An 18,860-nucleotide genomic window follows, 5' to 3' on the forward strand; every position below is an offset into this window, starting at 1 on the left:
TTCGCCCCCTGTGGATAACTCCCCCGCCACGGTGCGGATTTCTGTGACCATATCGCCATGGCTTCCCTCACCCGTCCTCGGCGCGCGTTCTGGGTCGACGTCCGTTTCCTCGTCGGCATCGCCCTGGTCACGCTCTCCATCACCGGTGTCTGGTTCCTCGTCTGGGCGTCCGACGACGCCGCCCCGGTGCTCCAGGCCAACCGGACGATCACACAGGGAGAGGTTCTGAGTTCAGACGACTTCCGGGTGGTCGACGTGGGGTTGGGGGCATTGGCCGACGACTACCTCGGCCCGGAAGACCTCCGGACGGATCAGGTGGCCGCACGAACACTCGTGAAGGACGAGATCGTCCCGACGTCGGCACTGACGGAGGCCGACCACGTCCGCACCACGACCGTCGTGATCCAGAGCAGCACGGGCATTCCTGAAGGGGTGCAGGCGGGCACCGTCGTCGAGGTGTGGCATGCGCCTCCGCGCGACGAGGGACGGGCCCACGACACGCCCCGCATCCTCGTCGCGGACGCGGTCGTCCATGACGTGATCGAGCCGCAGGGCGTCCTCGCCGACACGGGAACCCAGCTCGAGATCGTGATCGACAGGGCCGATGTGGCCGAGGTCCTCGCAGCGATGACCGGAGGCTCGGCCCTCTCGGTCGTGCCCGTCGGGACCGGCTCGTGACCGCCGTGGTCGTGGCGATCCCGCAGCCACGCGCCGGGGAGCTCGCCGTGGAGCTGGAGCTCGAGGGAATCCGCGTCGTCGCGATCACGGCCCCGACCACCTCCGCCATCGAGATCCCTGCGGGGACCGAGGCCCTCGTCGTTCCCGCCACGCGTGGTGTGCTCACCGCCGAGTTGATCTCGAGCTGCGATCGCGCGGGTGTGCGCGTGCTCGCCCTCGGAGGCGTGGACAGCCGGCTTCTGGGGCGTCTCGGGGTGGCGGCTCCCCTGCGACCCGATGCGGCGGGCTGGGAGGTCGCCGCGGCTCTGGCCGCCGACACCGGCGCCGCACCCCGGCCGCGAGCCTCAGCCCCGCATCGGGTCACCGCGGTCTGGGGGCCGCACGGCGCCCCTGGTCGCTCGACCCTCGCGATCCAGCTCGCCGTCGAGCTCGCCCGCACGGGCCGCAGCACCGCCCTCGTCGATGCCGACACGGTCGCGCCTTCGCTCGCGCTTCTCCTGGGGCTCAGTGACGACTCGCCAGGTGTCGCCGCCGCGTGCCGCCGGGCGGAGCGCGGCGCGCTCGACCCGGCGGAACTGACCAGACTGGCGACGACGCTGTCCACCAACGGTGGAGACATCGAGATCCTGCCGGGCATCAACCGTCCGAGCCGTTGGCCGGAGCTGGATTCTTCCCGACTGCGAGCGACGTTGGGGGTATGCCGGGAGTGGATCGAGGAGACCGTCGTCGATGTGGCTGCGGCCTTCGACGCAGATGACGAGGTGACCTACGACCTGGCCGGCCCTCGACGCCACGCCGCGACGTCGGCGTCCCTGAGCGAAGCCGATACGATCATCGCTGTCGCCGCGGCCGACCCGCTGGGCGTCAGCCGGTTCCTGCGCGATCACGCCGAGCTGCGCCGCCTCACCGCTCCCACACCGGTCGTCGTGGTCGTCAATCAGGTCAGGCCGGGTCCGCTCGGGATCGATGCCCGCGGACAGGTGCGGCGCACGTTCGAGCGATTCGCCGGCGTCACCGACGTCACGTTCCTCCCGTACGAGCGCCGCGCGGCGGATGCGGCCATGCTCCATGCCCGGCCGATGACCGAGGTCGCACCGAGATCGTCCTTCGTCGCCGGAGTGCGGCGGCTGGCCACCGCACTCACAGCGAGCGAGACGGGGACCGCTACGACTGCCGGTAGCTCGAGAGGAAGTTCCCCAGCCGTTCGACGGCTTCGCTCAGCACTCGGGGCTCGGGAAGGGTGACCAGTCGGAGGTGGTCCGGAGTCGCCCAGTTGAAGCCGGTGCCCTGGACCAGGAGGATGTGTTCGGCGACCAGCAGATCGTAGACCAGTCGGGCGTCGTCTCTGATCTCGTGCACGTTCGGGTCCAATCGGGGGAAGGCGTACAGCGCTCCCTCCGGCTTGACGCAGGAGACCCCGGGAATCGACTCGAGCCCTTCCCAGGCGATGTCGCGCTGCTCATGCAGACGTCCGGTCGGAGCGATCAGCGCATCGATCGACTGCACACCCGAGAGCGCCGCCTGCACGGCATGCTGCGCGGGAACGTTCGGGCAGAGCCGTGTCGAGGCCAGCAGCGTGATCCCCTCGAGGAAACCCTTGGCGTGGTCCTGTGGGCCGGTGATGACCATCCAGCCCGATCGGTACCCGGCCACCCGGTAGGTCTTCGACAGTCCGTTGAAGGTCAGGCACAGCAGGTCGGGGGCGAGCGTCGCCGTCGGGATGTGCACGGCTCCGTCGAACAGGATCCGGTCGTAGATCTCGTCGGAGAGCAGCAGCAGCTGGTGCTCTCGCGCGATCTGCACCAGGCCTTCGAGGATCTGGCGCGAATATACCACTCCGGTGGGGTTGTTCGGGTTGATGATGACCAGGGCCTTCGTGCGCGGCGTGATCTTCGAGCGGATGTCCTCGAGATCGGGCTGCCACTGGTCGTCCTCGTCGCAGAGGTAGTGCACCGGGGTCCCACCCGCGAGACTCGTCATCGCGGTCCACAGCGGATAGTCCGGAGCCGGGATGAGCACCTCGTCGCCTTCGTCCAGGAGCGCCTGCATCGTCATCGTGATGAGCTCCGAGACGCCGTTCCCGAGGTAGACGTCGTCAGGGTCGAACCGAGGGAAGCCCTCGATCTGCTCGTATCGGCTCGCGACGGCACGACGGGCGGAGATGATCCCCTTGCTGTCGCTGTACCCGTGCGCGTTCGGCAGCGCGGCGAGCATGTCGTGCACGATCTGGTGCGGAGCATCGAAACCGAAGATCGCCGGATTCCCGGTGTTCAGCTTGAGGATCTTGTGCCCCTCGGCCTCCAACCGCGCCGCCTCGACGAGGGCGTTTCCGCGAATCTCGTACAGGACGTTCTTGAGCTTCGACGACTGGTCGAAGTTGCGCGTTGGTGTCATCGGCCAAGCCTACAGCGACGAAAGGAGGGCCAATCCACGTGGACTGGCCCTCCTTTCGTCGCAGACGCTACTTCTTCTTCTTGCCCTGAGCTCGACGCTGCTCGCGGTTGCCGGCGGCGGGCGCTCCGCCCTCCGTCCGCTGCCCGAAGGCCCCTCTCGGCGCCTCCTCGGCCTCGGCCTGCGGCGCCTGGGACGCCTGCGCACGCGCGGCGGCCTGGCGGACGCGGTCCGTCGCGGCCTGCTGGACCTGGCCCCGGTCGTTGCGGACCTCGACCTCGCCGGCGTCGTTCGCGGCGGAGTACTCGAGCCGCTGCTCTCCCCCACCGGTGGCGAGTCCCTTGGCCTCGACCTCGGCGGTCTGCGAGTCGCCTGCCCGGCGCACCTCGACCTCGAGGTTGTAGAGGTACCCGACCGACTCCTCCTTGATCTGTCCCATCATCGACTGGAACATCGCGTAGCCCTCGCGCTGGTACTCGATCAGCGGGTCTCGCTGAGCCATCGCACGCAGGCCGATGCCGTCCTTGAGGTAGTCCATCTCGTAGAGGTGATCGCGCCAGCGACGGTCGAGCACCTGCAGCACCACGCGACGCTCGAGCTCGCGGGTGGCCGCCTCGCCGAGCGACTCCTCACGCGCCTCGTAGGCGATTCGCGCGTCCGAGAGCAGTTCTCGCGTGAGCCCGTCTGCGTCGATGCCGCCCTTGCGATCGGCAGCCTCGGCCACGACCTCGTCGATCGTGACACCGACGGGGTAGAGCGTCTTGAGCTCGGTCCAGAGCGCGTCGAAGTCCCAGCTCTCGTTGTGGCCCTCGCCGGTGTGGTCTCGCACCACGCCGCTGATCGCGTCCTCGATGAAGTGCTGCACCCGGTCGGCGATGTCGTCGCCCTGGAGGATGTGGCGACGGTCGGCGTAGATGGCCTCGCGCTGACGGTTCAGGACGTCGTCGTACTTGAGGACGTTCTTGCGCATCTCGGCGTTGCGCGATTCGACCTGCGACTGCGCGCTGCGGATCGCGCGCGAGACCAGGCCCGACTCGATCGGCACATCGTCGGGGAAGTTCGTGCGCGACAGGATCGCCTCGGCAGCGCCCGACTGGAACAGACGCATCAGGTCATCGGTGAGGCTCAGGTAGAAGCGGCTCTCACCGGGGTCGCCCTGACGACCGGAGCGACCGCGGAGCTGATTGTCGATTCGGCGGGACTCGTGACGCTCGGTGCCGAGCACGTAGAGACCGCCGGCCTCGATGACCTTCTCGGCCTCCTCGGCGACGACGCTCTTCATCGCCTCGTAGGTCTCGTCCCAGGCGATCTCGTACTCCTCGGGCGTCTCGACGGGATCGAGTCCCTTGCCCTTGAGCTCCTGGACCGCGAGGAACTCGGCGTTTCCACCGAGCATGATGTCGGTTCCTCGTCCGGCCATGTTCGTGGCGACGGTGACGGCGCCCAGACGGCCGGCGCGCGCGACGATCTCGGCCTCGCGCGCGTGGTTCTTCGCGTTGAGGACCTCGTGCTTGACGCCCTTCTTCGCGAGCAGTCGCGACAGGTACTCGCTCTTCTCGACGCTCACGGTTCCGACCAGCACGGGCTGACCTTCGGCGTGACGCTCGGCGATGTCCTCGACGACCTGCGCGAACTTCGCCGTCTCGTTCTTGTAGACCAGGTCGGACTGGTCCTTACGGATCATCGGCCGGTTCGTCGGGATCGGGATGACGCCGAGCTTGTACGTCGACATGAACTCGGCTGCCTCGGTCTCGGCCGTACCGGTCATGCCGGCGAGCTTGTCGTAGAGACGGAAGTAGTTCTGCAGGGTCACGGTCGCGAGGGTCTGGTTCTCGGCCTTGACCGGCACACCCTCCTTGGCCTCGATCGCCTGGTGGATGCCCTCGTTGTAGCGGCGACCGACCAGGATGCGACCGGTGTGCTCGTCGACGATCATGACCTCGTCGTTCATCACGACGTAGTCGGTGTCCTTCTTGAACAGCGCGAGTGCCTTGATCGAGTTGTTGAGGAACGAGATCAGCGGGGTGTTGGCCGACTCGTAGAGGTTGTCGATGCCGAGGTAGTCCTCGACCTTCTCGATACCGGGCTCGAGCACACCGACGGTGCGCTTCTTCTCGTCGACCTCGTAGTCCTCGCCGACCTCGAGGGTGCGGGCGATCTTCGCGAACTCGGCGAACCAGCGGTTGGCCTCCCCCGACGACGGTCCGGAGATGATGAGCGGGGTACGGGCCTCGTCGATGAGGATCGAGTCGACCTCGTCGACGATCGCGAAGAAGTGCTCGCGCTGGACGAGGTCTTCCTTGCGCCACGCCATGTTGTCGCGCAGGTAGTCGAAGCCGAACTCGTTGTTCGTGCCGTAGGTGATGTCGGCGGCGTACTGCTCACGACGAACCGCGGGTGTCTGCCCCGAGACGATGATGCCCGTGGTCATGCCGAGTGCGCGGAACACACGGCCCATGAGCTCGGCCTGGTAGCTCGCGAGGAAGTCGTTGACCGTGATGACGTGCACGCCCTTGCCGGCGATCGCGTTCAGGTAGGCGGGCAGGGTCGCGACGAGGGTCTTGCCCTCACCGGTCTTCATCTCGGCAATGTTGCCGAGGTGGAGGGCGGCACCACCCATGATCTGCACGTCGTACGCGCGCATGCCGAGCGTGCGCTTGGCCGCCTCACGCACCGCCGCGAACGCCTCCGGCATCAGCTGGTCGAGCGTCTCGCCGTTCTCGAAGCGCGCACGCAGCTCGACGGTCTCGTTGCGCAGCTCGTCGTCGGTGAGCTTGGAGATGTCCTCTTCCAGCGCCCCCACTGCCTTGACGACCTGATTCAGGCGGCGGATGACCCGCCCCTCGCCCGCACGCAGCAGCTTCTCAAGAGGATTGGCCACGGATGTCATCTCCCTGTCAGTGGGTAAATCGCCGGCCGCCGGTGAACCCGACGCCAGGCATACTTTGCCATGTTACCGGCCTGTGACCTGCACGTCGCCTGCATGCTCCGTCCGTGCGCCGACACGAATGGTTGCCGAGTATGCATATACTCGGTATTGCTTTCATCACGTCGAACCCGGGAGTCCACCATGTCGGTACGCCAGAGCCTGCTCGCGATCCTCGACCAGGGGCCCTGCTACGGGTACCAGCTCCGGCATGAGTTCGATCGCCGCACCGGGTCGACCTGGCCGTTGAACGTGGGGCAGATCTACAACACTCTCGAGCGACTCGAACGCGACGGCATGGTCGAGCGCGGCGAGGTCGACGAGCACGGCCACGTGTACTGGCAGATCACGACCGCCGGCTCCGCGGACGTCGCCCAGTGGCTCTCCTCACCCGTCGTGCGCACGCAGGCGACGCGCGATGAGCTGGCGATCAAACTCTCCGTGGCCGCGACGCTCCCCGGCGTCGATGTGGCCGCCGTGATCCAGGCCCAGCGCACCGCGTCGCTGCGACAGTTGCAGTCGCTGCAGCGCGCGAAGTACGCGGGTGGCGATGCCGACGGCCCCGAGGAGCTCGCCTGGTCGCTGGTGGTCGATTCGATGATCTTCGCCGCGGAGGCCGAGGTGCGCTGGCTCGATCACACCGAACAGCGTCTGGCCCTGCACCCGCAGCACGCGATGACGCTCGAGCTGGCGACCGAACGTCCCAAGCGCGGGCGACCGGCGAAGGCCGGAGCCGGTGTCGGCGGCGTCGAGCCCGCGCTGTGACCGGCGAGACCCTCCTCCGCCTCGTCGGAGTGACCCAGCAGTACGGTCACGGCGCCACCGCGGTGTCCGCTCTCTCCGGAGTCGATCTGGAGGTCGGTCGCGGCGAACTCGTCGCCGTGATGGGCGCCTCGGGTTCCGGCAAGTCGACGCTCCTGGCGATAGCAGGGGGCCTCGCGAAGCCGACCACGGGCGAGGTCGTGATCGAAGGCGAGTATCTCAGCGAGCAGACTCCGGCTCAGGTCGCACGGCTGCGACGGAGGTCGCTGGGGTTCGTCTTCCAGGACTTCAACCTGATCCCGACCCTCACCGCGATCGAGAACGTCACGCTTCCTCTCGAACTCGACGGATTCCGCACCTCGGTTGCCCGCCGCGCAGGGAAGGACGCTCTCGATTCCGTGGGCCTCGGTGACAGGTCAGATTCCTACCCCGACGACCTCTCCGGCGGACAGCAGCAGCGCGTCGCGATCGCCAGGGCCGTCGTGGGCGGCCGACGGCTCATCCTCGCCGACGAGCCGACCGGCGCGCTGGATTCCGTGACGGGCGAACTGGTGCTCCGGATGCTGCGTAGCCGAGTGGATGCCGGGGCCGGCGGAATCCTCGTCACGCACGAGGCGCGGCACGCCGCCTTCGCCGACCGGATCGTGTTCCTGCGCGACGGAAGGATCATCGACGAGACCCGGCACGATGGTGCGGAAGCGCTGCTGAACGGGACGGCGCGATGACGACCACCGTCGACGCGCCGACATCCCGGCGTCGGACGACTCCCCCTCCCCCTCGACGCGAAGGCGCGCGCGCCCGGTGGCTCGTCGCCGGCCGCCTCGCCCGTCGGCAGCTGCGACGCACGCTGCTGTCGAGCGTGCTCATCGGTGTGCTGATCATGCTGCCGATCGCGGCCATGACCGCGTACACGATCGTCGCCACCAGCACGATCGGGACGGCGGCTGAGCGGGTGAGAGTCGAGCTCGGCCGCACCGAGGCATGGATCGCCGTGAGAGGGCTGCCGGACAGCGGCTTCTGGCAGGCGCCCGCCGAACCGGAGTGGAACGGCTACCCCTCGTCGGCGACAGCCGCCCCCGAGGGCACCCCGATCGACGACCCCACGGGACTCCTCCCCGCGGGAACCGAGACGATCCGCGTCGTCGGCGCCGACGTGCGCGTGCGCACCGCCGACGGAATCGCCGGTATGGCCGCGTTGAGCGGTGACCTCTGGGACCCACGTTTCGAGGGCCGCTACGAGCGCATCGAGGGCCGCACCCCGACCGGCAGCCGCGAGGTGATGGCGACTCCCGCGACACTCGACCGCCTCGGCGTCGGCATCGGCGACGAGATCGTCCTTTCGGACGACGGCTCCACCTACACGGTCGTCGGGACCCTGGCCGCCGCCGATCTGAGCGACCGCGCACCGGCGCTCTTCCTCCCGGCGAGCGCCGACCTCGAGGGAGATGTCCGCTGGTACCTCCCCGAACGATCCCTGAGCTGGCCGGAGATCGAGGCGCTCAACGAATCAGGCGTCGTGGCGTTCTCGCGCCCCGTGGTGCTCGACCCGCCCGTCGTCGACAGCGCGCAGATCCAGGGCTCGTACGACCGGAACTCCGGCGCGATGATGACCGTCGTCATGGTCCTCGCCGCCGCGGGGATCTTCGCCGCGTACGTCGTCGTGATGCTGGCCGGGGCCGCGTTCGCCGTGGCCGCCCGCCGTCAGCAGCACACCCTCGCGATCGCGGCATCCGTCGGCGCATCCTCCGGCGACCTGCGTCGTGTCATCCTCCTGCAGGGGACCTCGCTCGGTCTCGCCGGTGGACTCGTCGGCGTCGCGCTCGGAGTCGGCGCTGCGGCGCTCACGATGGCGCTCGTCAGCGACGGATCCGCGACGCAGTTCTGGGGGTTCCACGTCCCCTGGCCGCTCCTCGGCGCGATCCTGCTCTTCTCGACCCTCGTCGGCACGATCTCCGCCGCGATGCCGGCCCGCACCATCGCGCGCTCCGACACGCTCGGCGCCCTCCGCGGTGCCCGCCGCCCGCAGACGCCGCGCGCCTCTCGCCCGGTCTGGGGCTCACTCCTCCTGCTCTTCGGGATCGCGCTGACGATCGGCAGTGCTTTCGCGGTCCTCGCCGTCAACATCAACTCCTTGAGCATCCCCGGAGACTCGCCGCTGCGCGTGATCGCCCCGATGGGCATCGTGATCGGGCCGATCATCTTCCAGCTGGGGATCCCGCTCTCCGGGCGGTGGCTGCTCGGCATCACATCGACGGCACTCGCCCGCTGCGGGCTCGCCGCGAGACTCGCAGCCCGGGACGCGGCGGCGAACGCCTCTCGCACGGTTCCCGCCTTCGCCGCGATCGCGGCGACGGTCTTCATCGCCGTGTTCGCGATCGGGCAGATCTCGATGCAGAACGCGCAGACGGCTCGGCAGTGGTCCTATCAGGCTCCCGTGGGCACCCTCGCCCTCGATCTCCATGCGCCGGACTTCACGGCAGGGCTCGACCGGGACCAGGCGACCGAGGCCGTCGACGGCGCCCTGGAACTCGCCGACGTCGCCGGTGCGACGAGCACCGCCGTGATCTCGAAGCAGGAGGAGATCTGGACGTATGAGAGCACCGATGACATCCCGGAGGACCTGACGAGGGTGATCGCCGTGCTCCCCGAGGAGCACCTCCAGAACCCGGAGCTCGAACCCTCGTTCCTCGGGAACGGGCGGAATCCGTCGAACCCGATCACGGTGATCGCGGCGGACGAGATCGGAGCCGCGCTCGGGATCGAGCTGACGCCGAGCCAACTCGCCGCCTACCGGACCGGCACCGCGCTCGTCCTGGATCCGCGCTTCATCACCGCCGGCACGATCTCGCTCGGCGAGTGGAACGCGAGGGACGTGTCCGAAGGCAAGATGCCGGACAACATCTGGACGCACTGGCCTCAGGCCCCTCCGCGCGTCGAGCCGAACCGGCAGGAAGACCTCGACGTGATCGCGATCGACCTCCCCCATCAGCCGCTCTCCGTCGTCCTGTCCCCGGAGACCGCGGACGAGCTCGGGATCGTCGCTCAGCCGTCCCTCGTGATCGCCGCGTTCGACGCACCGGCATCGACCGAGGTGCGCGACCGCGTGCAGGCGCAGACCGGCGCGTTCAGCGGAGCGGACTGGGCGGTGTCGGCGAGGTTCGAGGACGGCCCACCCGACGACGCGTTCTGGATGGTGCCCATCCTGGGCGCCGTCACCGTGCTCGTCCTCGGCGCCAGCGGCGTGGCCCTGAGCCTGGCACGGTTCGAGCGACGACCAGACGACGCGACGCTGTCCGCCGTCGGCGCCACCGCGGCGCTCCGCCGTCGGATCGGCTTCTGGCAGGGACTGATCATCGCGGGCTTCGGCACCATCGCCGGTGCGGCCGCCGGAGTCCTCCCGCCGATCGGGTTCGCGATCCAGTCCTGGGGCGCGCTGCAGATGGACGACATCCCCTGGCTCGCACTGGGAGCGCTGGTCGTGGCGCTTCCGCTCGCGATCGCGCTCGTGAGCTGGTCGGTGCCGCCCAGGCGCGCAGAGCTCACCCGCCGGACCGCGATCGCGTGACGCGCCCTGAGCGAACACCGCCCGCCTGAAGCGGATGCTCAGCCATCGCTGGCGCCGGGGAAACTAGGATCGGTTCATGGCTGGATTTTGGGGCAGACGCAAACGCGAACAGGAAGAACTCGCCGCACAGGACGCCGATCTGGCTCGTCGCGCCGAGCAGGCTCTGGTCGGAGCGGACGAGCGGATCCGCACGACCGCCGATGAACTCTCCTTCGCCGAGGCGGAACTCGGCGAGTCGCTCACCGCAGATCTGCGCAAGGCGCTCGCGGCGGTGCGCACCCATCTGCGCGAAGCCTTCCAGCTCCACCAGCTGAACCACGACGAGATCCCCGACACCGATGAGGAGCTGCGTACGCGCAACGCGCGCATCCTGCAGCTGTGCGATTGGGCGCAGGATCTTCTCGATGAGAAGACCTCCGTGCTCGCGGAGTCCGTCGCCAAAGTGCGTCGAGCACCCGAGATCATCGCCCAGGTGCGTGCCGAGGCCGCCGCGCTCAGCGCCCGCATCCCGCAGACCAACGACGCCGTCGCCCGCCTCTCGGCCCGCTACGCCGAATCGGCGATGCACCAGATCACCGCCAGCGCCGCCGAGGCAGAGCAGCTGATCAGCTTCGCGACGCACAGCGCCGACGTGTCGGAGCGCCGCCGCGCCGCCAAGCAGAACGAAGAGGCGAACGTCGCGCTGGAGACGGCGACCGAGGCCACCCGCCGCGCCTCCGCACTGCTCGACGCGGTCGAGGACTTCGAGATCGAAGCGCTTCGCGCCGAGTCCACCCTCGCCGAGGTCGTGGCGGACTCGCGCGGCGACCTCATCGCCGCACGAAACGCCCCGAACACTCCCGCCGTCGCGCAGGCCGTCGCCGCGCTCCAGACGGCGCTGGCCGCACTCACACCCTCCGGGAAGCCGAACGACCCGTTCGCAGAGCTCTCCCAGTTGCGTGACGCCAACTCGGCCCTCGATGAGGCGATCGCCCAGGCGCGCCACCGCGCGGAGAATCCCCTTCCGAGCATCGCCCAGGTGCAGCACGCGATCGACGACGCCGACCGCCAACTGGGCGTCGCCCGTGGCCTCATCTCCGGACACCGCGGCTGGATCGGTGCCGACGCCCGCACCCGCCTCGCCGAAGCGGAGCGACTGCGCGTGGATCTGTCCGACCTGCTGCCCGCCGAAGACACCCGTGAGGCGGCACTCGTCCAGGCCCGTCGGGTCGCCCATCTGGCGTCCGAGGCGCTGCAACTCGCCCAGCGCGACATCGACTCCTCCCGTCCCCAAGACCAGGACTGGGGCGGCGGCGGCTGGGGCGGTGGCGGCGGCGGACGACGCGGTGGCGGCGGCGGAGACCTCGCATCCGGCATCCTGGGCGGCCTCGTGATCGGCAGTCTGCTCGACGGCATCTTCGACTGACCTCATGCCCTTGCGGCATCCGGACAGCAGAACGGCCCGATCCCTTCCCGGGATCGGGCCGTTCCGCGAATCGGATCAGGAGGCGAGTGCCTCCGACGGCGGGGCCTGAGTGCTCAACGCGATCACGCCGTAGTCCCAGCCCTTGCGCCGGTAGACGACGCTCGGGTGGTCGGTGCGGACGTCGACGAAGAGGAAGAAGTCGTGTCCGACCAGCTCCATCCGGTCGACGGCCTCTTCGACGGTCATCCATTCGGCATCGAAGCTCTTGGTGCGGATGACGACGGGCGAGTAGTCGTCCTCCTCCGTCTGCTGCACCGGCACGCTGCCGGTCGCGACGGCATGGAGCACCTCCGCCGACGCCGGCTGGACATCGATCCCCTCCAGCGCTCCGCTGCCCTTCTCGAAGTGGGCGCCGCGCGGGTGCTGCCGACCGTCGACGCGCTTCTCCTTGGCTCGGCGCAGCTGTTCGGACATCTTGTCGACGGCCAGGTCGAGTGCCACGAACTTGTCGCCGTCCGTCGCCTCTGCGCGGACGACCGGACCCTTTCCGACCAGCGTCAACTCGACGGTCTCATCGGGCACGCGACCGTTGCGATACACGCGATGGGTGACTTTCACATCCAGTCGCTGCGCGCGAGACGCGAGCATCTGGACCTTGGCGATCTTCTCTTCGACAACGGTTCGGAAGCGATCGGTGATACCCACTCCGACGCCAACGATGCTTGTTTCCATTGCTGCCTCCTTGTCCCGGTCCTCCCGGCCAAGGGCGGACCGTGGTCGCCTTGTGTCCCCCCACCGTAGTCCGCCCGCCAGCGGATGTCACGGGGTGATGCCCCTGTGTCGCCGGTGCGTTCTCGATGAGGTTCATCCGAATCCGCCACGACGCGGCGTGGCGGCGAGCGCGACCGCTGCCACGACGCGGAAACCCCCGGCGTGGAGGGCGCGGGCCGCCTCGTCGAGCGTCGCCCCGGTCGTGACGACATCGTCGACGATCACCGCCTCAGCCCCCTCCCCTCGCCGGCGGGCACGCATGGTGCGGTGCACATTCGCCGCGCGATCATGGGCTCCGAGCCCGCGCTGGTCGATCGTGTCGGCGGCGACGCTGAGCACGCGCTGCGGCTCGACATGCGCGCGGCGGATCAGGAGGTCGGGCACGCGGTAGCCGCGCCGCCGGAAGGCCTTCGCCGTCGTGGGGACCGGGACGACCCAGGTCGTCGGAGTCGTCTCCAGTGCGAGCGCTTCGGCCAGAGCGGCTCCGAGCGGGCGGGCCAGGAACGTCTCCCCCTCGCCTTTGAGCCTGCGGATGCACCGGGCGGCCACGCCGTCGAACGGAAAGGCTGCGCGCACTCGCAGGCCTCGGGGCGTCATACTGTCCTGCAGCTCCGGACGAAGAGCCTCCCGGCACTTCCCGCACAGCAGGATCCCCGGTTCGCCGCATCCCCCGCACGTGGCCGCGAGGAGGAGTGCGGCGACCTCGACACCGATCCGGGACAGGTCAGTCGCGATGCGCATCCGACGATTCTGCGGGGCGGCGCCGTCAGGCAGCGCGCTCGCCACGCGTTCCGGTGGCCGAGGCCCTTCGGCGGCAGCTCGTGCAGGGAGGGTCACTCCCCCACGCGGGTGGCCAGCACCGAGACACCGGAGGCGACCACGCGCCACGCCGAGCCCGCGTGGGCGTACAGCTCCCCGTTCGCGCCCAGGATGCGCACACCGACGGCGGTGCGCGCTCCCGCGGCCGAGACCGCGTCGGTGGGAGCAGCCTCCGCCGTACCCGGCCCGCCGACCATCTGCGTGATGAGTCTCGGACTGCTCGGATCGACCAGGACGCCCAGCCGATCGGCTCCCAGCCACACCAGACCGATGGCAGGCTCCGCGACCTGGATCAGCTGCTTGATGTCGCCGAGTTCGATCGGGACACCCGACGAGTCGCGCACGACGCCGGCCACGACCACCCAGACCTGCTTGCCGACGGTGAGGACGGCGGCCACCCTCGCACCGTCTGCGGAGACCCGCAGATCGGAGATCGCCGAGGCCGTTGGCCAGGCGTTCGCCACCGGATGCTCGACGACGTCGCTCCCCCACGCCTGCACGGCGGTGGGATCCCCTTCGGGGACGGACCACGTGTACCCGTAGGGATCCAGCGACGGCTCGATGAGCCCCTGGCGCGCGTCCAGCTCCACGGGGCTCCCGTCACCGACCAGGTAGACGTGCTGATCGCCCAGCTGCAGAGCGGCCCGGGAGTCGTCGGCGGCGACGTCGATCGAGAGGACGGGGTCGGAGATCGCGGCGATGTCGGCGCTGATCCCGTCGATCGGAGAGATCTCATCCCCCACGATGCGCCCGAAGGCGCCGTTCTGCAGAACCAGCGTGCCGATGTCGGTCGAAGGCTCGACGACGTCGACCACCCCCGCGTCGAGGGTGCGCCCGTCGACATTGAACCGCACCTGTGTGACGGCGACCCCTGCGGCCCGCAGCGTCGCCTGCAGCTGCGTGCGCATCCGGGAGAGGGTCGTCTCGTCGAGCCCGACGGCGGGGCGCGTGAGCGCGACCTCCGCGACCTGGCCGACGATGGGGACCGCGTCCTGCGCCAGCTGCACATCCGCCGGGAAGGCGTTCTGGACGGCGGGGTCCAGCCACTCGCTGGGGGTGCCGCCGATGAGCGCCTGGGTCACGGTCGTCGCGGGACTCTGCCGCCGCGGGAACCACCTCATGTCGGGGACGAGCCGCGACCAGTTGATGTCGAAGTACTGCAGGGGGTACCCCTCGAAGACCTTGCTGAACCGCGGCTCGTCGATCACGATCCCGTCCAGGGCCTCCGTGATGCGCCATTCGCCGTCGTCCATGCGCTGCAGTGTGAAGGGCACGTTCGATGCGCCGAGGGCCTCCGAATACGCTCCGGCCTCATCGACGCTCGCCAGCAGGTCGAGGAGCACCTGCACCTCGGCGGAGTCCGCCTCCTCCGCCTGATCCTCGGGGACGGTCGAAGTGATCGTCCGGGTCTCCGGGCCGACGTCGACCGATACCCCGGCGGCGGGGCGCCAGGTGCGCTGCAGGCCCGGCGCGAGGAACTCCCGTGCCGTCGCCCAGTTGTCCGATGTCGTGATGCCCGCTTCCAGGAACCCCTCGACGATCTCCTCAGGACCTGCGCCCTTGATCGGGCCCGAGGCGACGGGGAGGATGTCGACGCCCTGGGAGGATTCGCCGAGCTTGAGCCCTGCGGACACGTCACCGCTGGTCGGGAGCCCCGCGCACGCCGGAAGGAGCAGGGCCACGAGCGCGAGAGCGGCGCCGCGCAGCGTCCTCTTCGCCCGCCCCCCGTTCATGTTCCGGCCCCCTCGTCGAACAGATCGGGACGTGCCTCCGCCAGCGAGATCGGCTGCGTGGCGTCGCCGAGCTCCGCGAGGGGCTCCTGCGGCTCGACGGGGATCGGACTCGGCCCGTCGAGCACCCCCTCGTGCCGCGGGACGGTGAGGACGAAGTTCGTCCCGACCCCGAGCTCGGACCACACGGCGAGCGTGCCGCCATGCAGCGTGGCATCCCCGAGCGCGATCGACAGCCCGAGTCCGGTTCCGCCGATCGTCCGCTGGCGCGAGGGATCGGCGCGCCAGAACCGGTCGAAGACCCGCTCGGCGTCGCCCGGTTCCATGCCGAGGCCGAAGTCGCGCACGCCCGCCGCGACCGCGTGCTGATTGCTGTCGACGGTGACGACGACCGGACGTCCTTCCCCATGCTCGATGGCGTTGCCGATCAGATTGCGGAGGACGCGACGCACGCGACGAGGGTCCATGTCGACGGGCGAGTATCCGCCGGGTGCCACGAGCCGCAATTCGGTGCCGTGGCTGTCGGCGAGCGGTCGCATCTGCTCGATGATGTCCTCGGCCAGATGGGCGAGACTCGTCGCCTCCAGCTCGAGCTGCACCGAACCCGCGTCGTACCGGCTGATCTCGAGCAGGTCGGACAGCAGCGTCTCGAACCGCTGCACCTGGGTGTGCAGCAGCTCGGCCGTGCGCGCCGTCGTCGGGTCGAACTCGTCACGCTGGTCGTTGAGCATGTCGGCCGCGAGGCGAATGGTCGTCAGGGGTGTCCGCAACTCGTGTGACACATCCGACACGAAGCGCTGCTGCACCATCGAGAGCTCCCCGAGTTCCTTGATCTGCGCCTCGATGCTGTCCGCCATCGCGTTGAAAGAACGCCCCAGGACGGCGAGTTCGTCCTCGCCGTGCACCTCGAGCCGCACACCCAGGTCTCCGGCCGCGAGTCGAGCACTCGTCTCCGCCGCCTCGATGATCGGCGTCGATACCGCCCGCAGCACGATCCAGGAGATCGCGGCGACGATCGCGACGAGACCGATGCCGGCGATCCAGAGGGTGCGCTGCACGAACACGAGGGTCTGATCGGCGTCGCCGAGATCGTAGGCGAAATAGATCTCGAACGGACCCGCCTCCGGGACCTGGAGCTGCTGGCCCACGACGATGCCCGGCACCTCACCCCCGTCGGCCACGGGGAGCGCGACGGACTGCCAGGCCTGGAGGTAGTCGAGCTCGACGACGCGCGCCCGGAGTTCCGGGCTCAGCAGGTTCGCCGTCAATCCGGCCTCGAAACCGTTCAGGCGGACGCCGTCCGAATCGGTGTCGATCATGTACCCCGCGAGCTGATCCGTGCTGGACGTGCGCGCGAGCACCTCCGGGATGCCTGCCCACAGCGCGGCGAGGGCGGCCGGATCGTCACCGACCTCGGCGACGTCGAGGATGCCCTGTGCCTGGTCGACGGCGCGGCGTGCATCTTCGAGGGCGACGTTCTTGCGTGAGACGAAGAGGTCGTTCTGGATGACGAGGGCCATCGTCACGCAGGTGATGAAGATCGCGAGCGACGTCGCGAGCAGGGTGATCGAGAGCGTGCGGAACCGCAGCGACCGTCGCCAGAGGATGCCGAGCATCGTCGGCCAGCCGCGCCAGTCGCGCAGGACGGCGACCGTCGTGGTGGTCGCTGTCGTCGCGGCCATCGTGCTCCTAGCCGACGCTCCCGGCGCGGTAGCCGACGCCACGCACCGTCATCACGATCTTCGGGTTGTCCGGATCGAGTTCGACCTTGGCGCGCAGCCGCTGCACATGCACGTTCACCAGCCGCGTGTCCGCCTTGTAGTGGTAGCCCCACACCTGCTCGAGGAGCATCTCGCGGGAGAAGACCTGCTGGGGCTTCGAGGCGAGGGCGACCAGCAGCTGGAATTCCAGCGGCGTGAGAGCGATGGGCGCCGTGCCACGACGCACCTCGTGCGCGTCGACGTCGACCGTGAGGTCGCCGACCCGCAGCTGCTCGCTCGTGGCCTGAGGCGTCGGGCGGAGGCGCGTGCGGATCCGGGCGACGAGCTCCTTCGGGTTGAAGGGCTTCACCATGTAGTCGTCCGCACCCACCTCGAGCCCGCGGACCACGTCTGCGGTGTCGCTGCGTGCGGTGAGCATGATGATCGGAACACCGGATTCGGCACGGATGCGCGTGCAGATCTCGATCCCGTCCATGCCGGGGAGCATGAGGTCGAGCAGCACCAGATCAGGTCGCTGGGTGCGCCACTCGTCGACGGCTCGCGCACCGTCCGCGCAGAAGACCGGCTCGAAGCCTTCCGTGCGCAGCACGATCCCGATCATCTCGGCGAGCGCGGTGTCGTCGTCGACCACGAGAATGCGTGAGGTCATAACTGTTACCTTATGGCACCGAGTCCCGCCGACCCCAGGTCCGCGCACCACCTACGGGATATGACACGATGGGAGCGCACGACGGAGGGAGTGCCTGTGACCGGCCAGACGTGGACGCCTGCCCCGAAGAAGGGCATCATCCCCCTTCATCCGCTGACCTTCGGGATGCTGCTGGGCAAGGCCTTCGCGGCGCTCCGACACAATCCGAAGGTGCTCTTCGGCTTCGCCGTGGTGATCCAGCTCGGCGTCGTGATCGTGACGGCCGTGGTCATGGGCGTCGTCCTCTTCACCACGTTCTCGCGGCTGGCGACGCTCTCGCCGTCGTCTCCCGACTTCGAAGCGGTCTTCGCAGGGACGATCGCGATCAACCTGATCGCCGGCATCGCCGTGGGGCTCGCGTCGATCGCGTTCACCGCGATGATGCAGGGTGTCGTCGCGGCCGAGATCGGCTATGCGGCGATCGGCGTGAAGGCCTCGCTCCGGATGCTGTGGCGCCGGATGGCCCCGGCGTTCTGGCGTCTCGCCGGTTTCGCCTCGCTCTCCGTGGTGGCGCTCTTCGGCATCTTCGTGATCGGCGCGGTGATCGTCGCGATGTTCGTCGCCGGGGGTGCGGCCGCGAACGTCGACGTCATCGGCGTGGTCGTGCTCGTGGTGATCCTCTTCGCGCTGGCGTGCATTCCGCTGAGCGTGTGGCTCACGACGAAGCTGCTGCTCGTCCCGTCGATCCTCGTGCTCGAACGCGCCCGCTTCCGCGACGCCTTCGTCCGCTCCTGGCGACTCACCCGCGGCCGCTTCTGGGTCGCGTTCGGGGTGACCTTCCTCATCAGCGTCATCATGGGCCTCGCGATGCAGGTCGTGAGCTTCCCCGCGACGATGCTCAGCACCTTCCTCGGGTCGATCGTCGCGCCCACCGGTGCCGTGGAGCCGAGCGCGGTCATCGGATTCGTTCTGACGGTCGTGGCGCCGCAGGTGCTCACGCTGGTGATCCAGGCGATCGCCCTGGTCGTGCGGGGCACCGGCGCGGCTCTCATCTACCTCGACTGCCGGATGCGGTATGAGGGGCTGGACCAGACCCTCATCGCCTATGTGGAGCGCCGCGACCTGGGCTGGACCGAGGATCAGCTGGACGACCCGTTCCGCGTCGACCCCGATCGAGCCGTGACGTCTGCGCCTCCTCCCCGCCAGGTGCCGGACCACGTGATGATGACGCAGGCGTATGCGATCCCGGGCTACCCGGCCCCGCCGTACCCGGCCCCGTCGTATCCTGCCCCGGCATACTCGCCCCAGGGGCAGCCCGCGCAGCCGTATCCCGGACAGCCGTACCCCGCGCCGCCGTATCCCGGACAGCCGTACAGCGCACCGGCCCCGACTGCGCAGACCACAGGGCAGCCGCCGGTCGCCTTCCCCCCAGCGCCCCAGCCCGCGCCGACGTCGGCCGGCGCG

14 protein-coding genes are annotated in these 18,860 nt (G+C 69.3%); 7 read left to right on the forward strand and 7 right to left on the reverse strand.

Annotation, left to right across the window (positions count from 1 at the left end; translation table 11 throughout):
* Positions 1-57 precede the first annotated feature (57 nt).
* Together CQ042_RS02385 and CQ042_RS02390 are read left to right on the forward strand one after the other, a co-directional pair.
* Positions 58-678, forward strand: coding sequence for an SAF domain-containing protein (locus CQ042_RS02385; RefSeq protein ID WP_105668603.1), 621 nt, complete (start codon positions 58-60; stop codon positions 676-678).
* A complete protein-coding gene (locus CQ042_RS02390) occupies positions 675-1,922 on the forward strand; it encodes a P-loop NTPase (RefSeq protein WP_105668604.1) in 1,248 nt (415 codons plus the stop codon). The genes CQ042_RS02385 and CQ042_RS02390 overlap by 4 nt, the downstream gene beginning before the upstream one ends.
* On the opposite strand, the gene CQ042_RS02395 is transcribed toward CQ042_RS02390, so the two are convergent.
* Both CQ042_RS02395 and secA read right to left on the reverse strand, forming a co-directional pair.
* Positions 1,843-3,072 (reverse strand): pyridoxal phosphate-dependent aminotransferase, encoded by a 1,230-nt coding sequence (locus CQ042_RS02395; protein ID WP_105668605.1) that lies wholly within the window; start codon positions 3,070-3,072, stop codon positions 1,843-1,845. The genes CQ042_RS02390 and CQ042_RS02395 overlap by 80 nt on opposite strands.
* A 67-nt stretch (positions 3,073-3,139) precedes the next feature.
* Entirely contained in the window at positions 3,140-5,950 is a 2,811-nt protein-coding gene (gene secA, locus CQ042_RS02400; protein ID WP_105668656.1) for a preprotein translocase subunit SecA, read from the reverse strand.
* Positions 5,951-6,139: 189 nt separating this feature from the next.
* On the opposite strand from secA, the gene CQ042_RS02405 reads away from it, so the two are divergent.
* The 4 genes from CQ042_RS02405 (at position 6,140) to CQ042_RS02420 (ending at position 11,727) form a co-directional block, all read left to right on the forward strand.
* Positions 6,140-6,760: a PadR family transcriptional regulator gene (locus CQ042_RS02405; protein WP_105668606.1), complete on the forward strand. Its 621-nt coding sequence runs from the start codon at positions 6,140-6,142 to the stop codon at positions 6,758-6,760.
* Positions 6,757-7,482 carry an ABC transporter ATP-binding protein gene (locus CQ042_RS02410; RefSeq protein WP_105668607.1) on the forward strand — a complete coding sequence of 242 codons (726 nt, stop codon included), beginning with the start codon at positions 6,757-6,759 and terminating at the stop codon, positions 7,480-7,482. Before CQ042_RS02405 ends, CQ042_RS02410 begins: the two co-directional genes overlap by 4 nt.
* Positions 7,479-10,322: an FtsX-like permease family protein gene (locus CQ042_RS02415; protein ID WP_105668608.1), complete on the forward strand. Its 2,844-nt coding sequence runs from the start codon at positions 7,479-7,481 to the stop codon at positions 10,320-10,322. Before CQ042_RS02410 ends, CQ042_RS02415 begins: the two co-directional genes overlap by 4 nt.
* Positions 10,323-10,398: 76 nt before the next feature.
* Positions 10,399-11,727, forward strand: a complete 1,329-nt coding sequence (locus CQ042_RS02420; RefSeq protein ID WP_105668609.1) for a hypothetical protein — start codon at positions 10,399-10,401, stop codon at positions 11,725-11,727.
* Between the two features lie 75 nt (positions 11,728-11,802).
* On the opposite strand, the gene hpf is transcribed toward CQ042_RS02420, so the two are convergent.
* The 5 genes from hpf to mtrA form a co-directional block, all read right to left on the reverse strand.
* Positions 11,803-12,459: a ribosome hibernation-promoting factor, HPF/YfiA family gene (hpf, locus tag CQ042_RS02425; protein ID WP_105668610.1), complete on the reverse strand. Its 657-nt coding sequence runs from the start codon at positions 12,457-12,459 to the stop codon at positions 11,803-11,805.
* A 132-nt stretch (positions 12,460-12,591) separates the two neighbouring features.
* Positions 12,592-13,239 carry a ComF family protein gene (locus CQ042_RS02430; protein WP_105668657.1) on the reverse strand — a complete coding sequence of 216 codons (648 nt, stop codon included), beginning with the start codon at positions 13,237-13,239 and terminating at the stop codon, positions 12,592-12,594.
* A gap of 92 nt (positions 13,240-13,331) precedes the next feature.
* Positions 13,332-15,050, reverse strand: coding sequence for an LpqB family beta-propeller domain-containing protein (locus CQ042_RS02435; RefSeq protein WP_258131958.1), 1,719 nt, complete (start codon positions 15,048-15,050; stop codon positions 13,332-13,334).
* Positions 15,047-16,729 (reverse strand): MtrAB system histidine kinase MtrB, encoded by a 1,683-nt coding sequence (gene mtrB, locus CQ042_RS02440; RefSeq protein ID WP_105668611.1) that lies wholly within the window; start codon positions 16,727-16,729, stop codon positions 15,047-15,049. Before mtrB ends, CQ042_RS02435 begins: the two co-directional genes overlap by 4 nt.
* 7 nt (positions 16,730-16,736) lie before the next feature.
* On the reverse strand, positions 16,737-17,417 hold the full coding sequence (gene mtrA, locus CQ042_RS02445) for an MtrAB system response regulator MtrA (protein WP_017831103.1): 681 nt from the start codon (positions 17,415-17,417) through the stop codon (positions 16,737-16,739).
* A 96-nt stretch (positions 17,418-17,513) separates the two neighbouring features.
* On the opposite strand from mtrA, the gene CQ042_RS02450 reads away from it, so the two are divergent.
* Positions 17,514-18,860: hypothetical protein (locus tag CQ042_RS02450; RefSeq protein ID WP_258131959.1), on the forward strand; the 1,347-nt coding region annotated here is incomplete at its 3' end.

Origin of the sequence: Microbacterium sp. MYb62, assembly GCF_002979475.1 — a bacterium.
Lineage (GTDB): Bacteria > Actinomycetota > Actinomycetes > Actinomycetales > Microbacteriaceae > Microbacterium.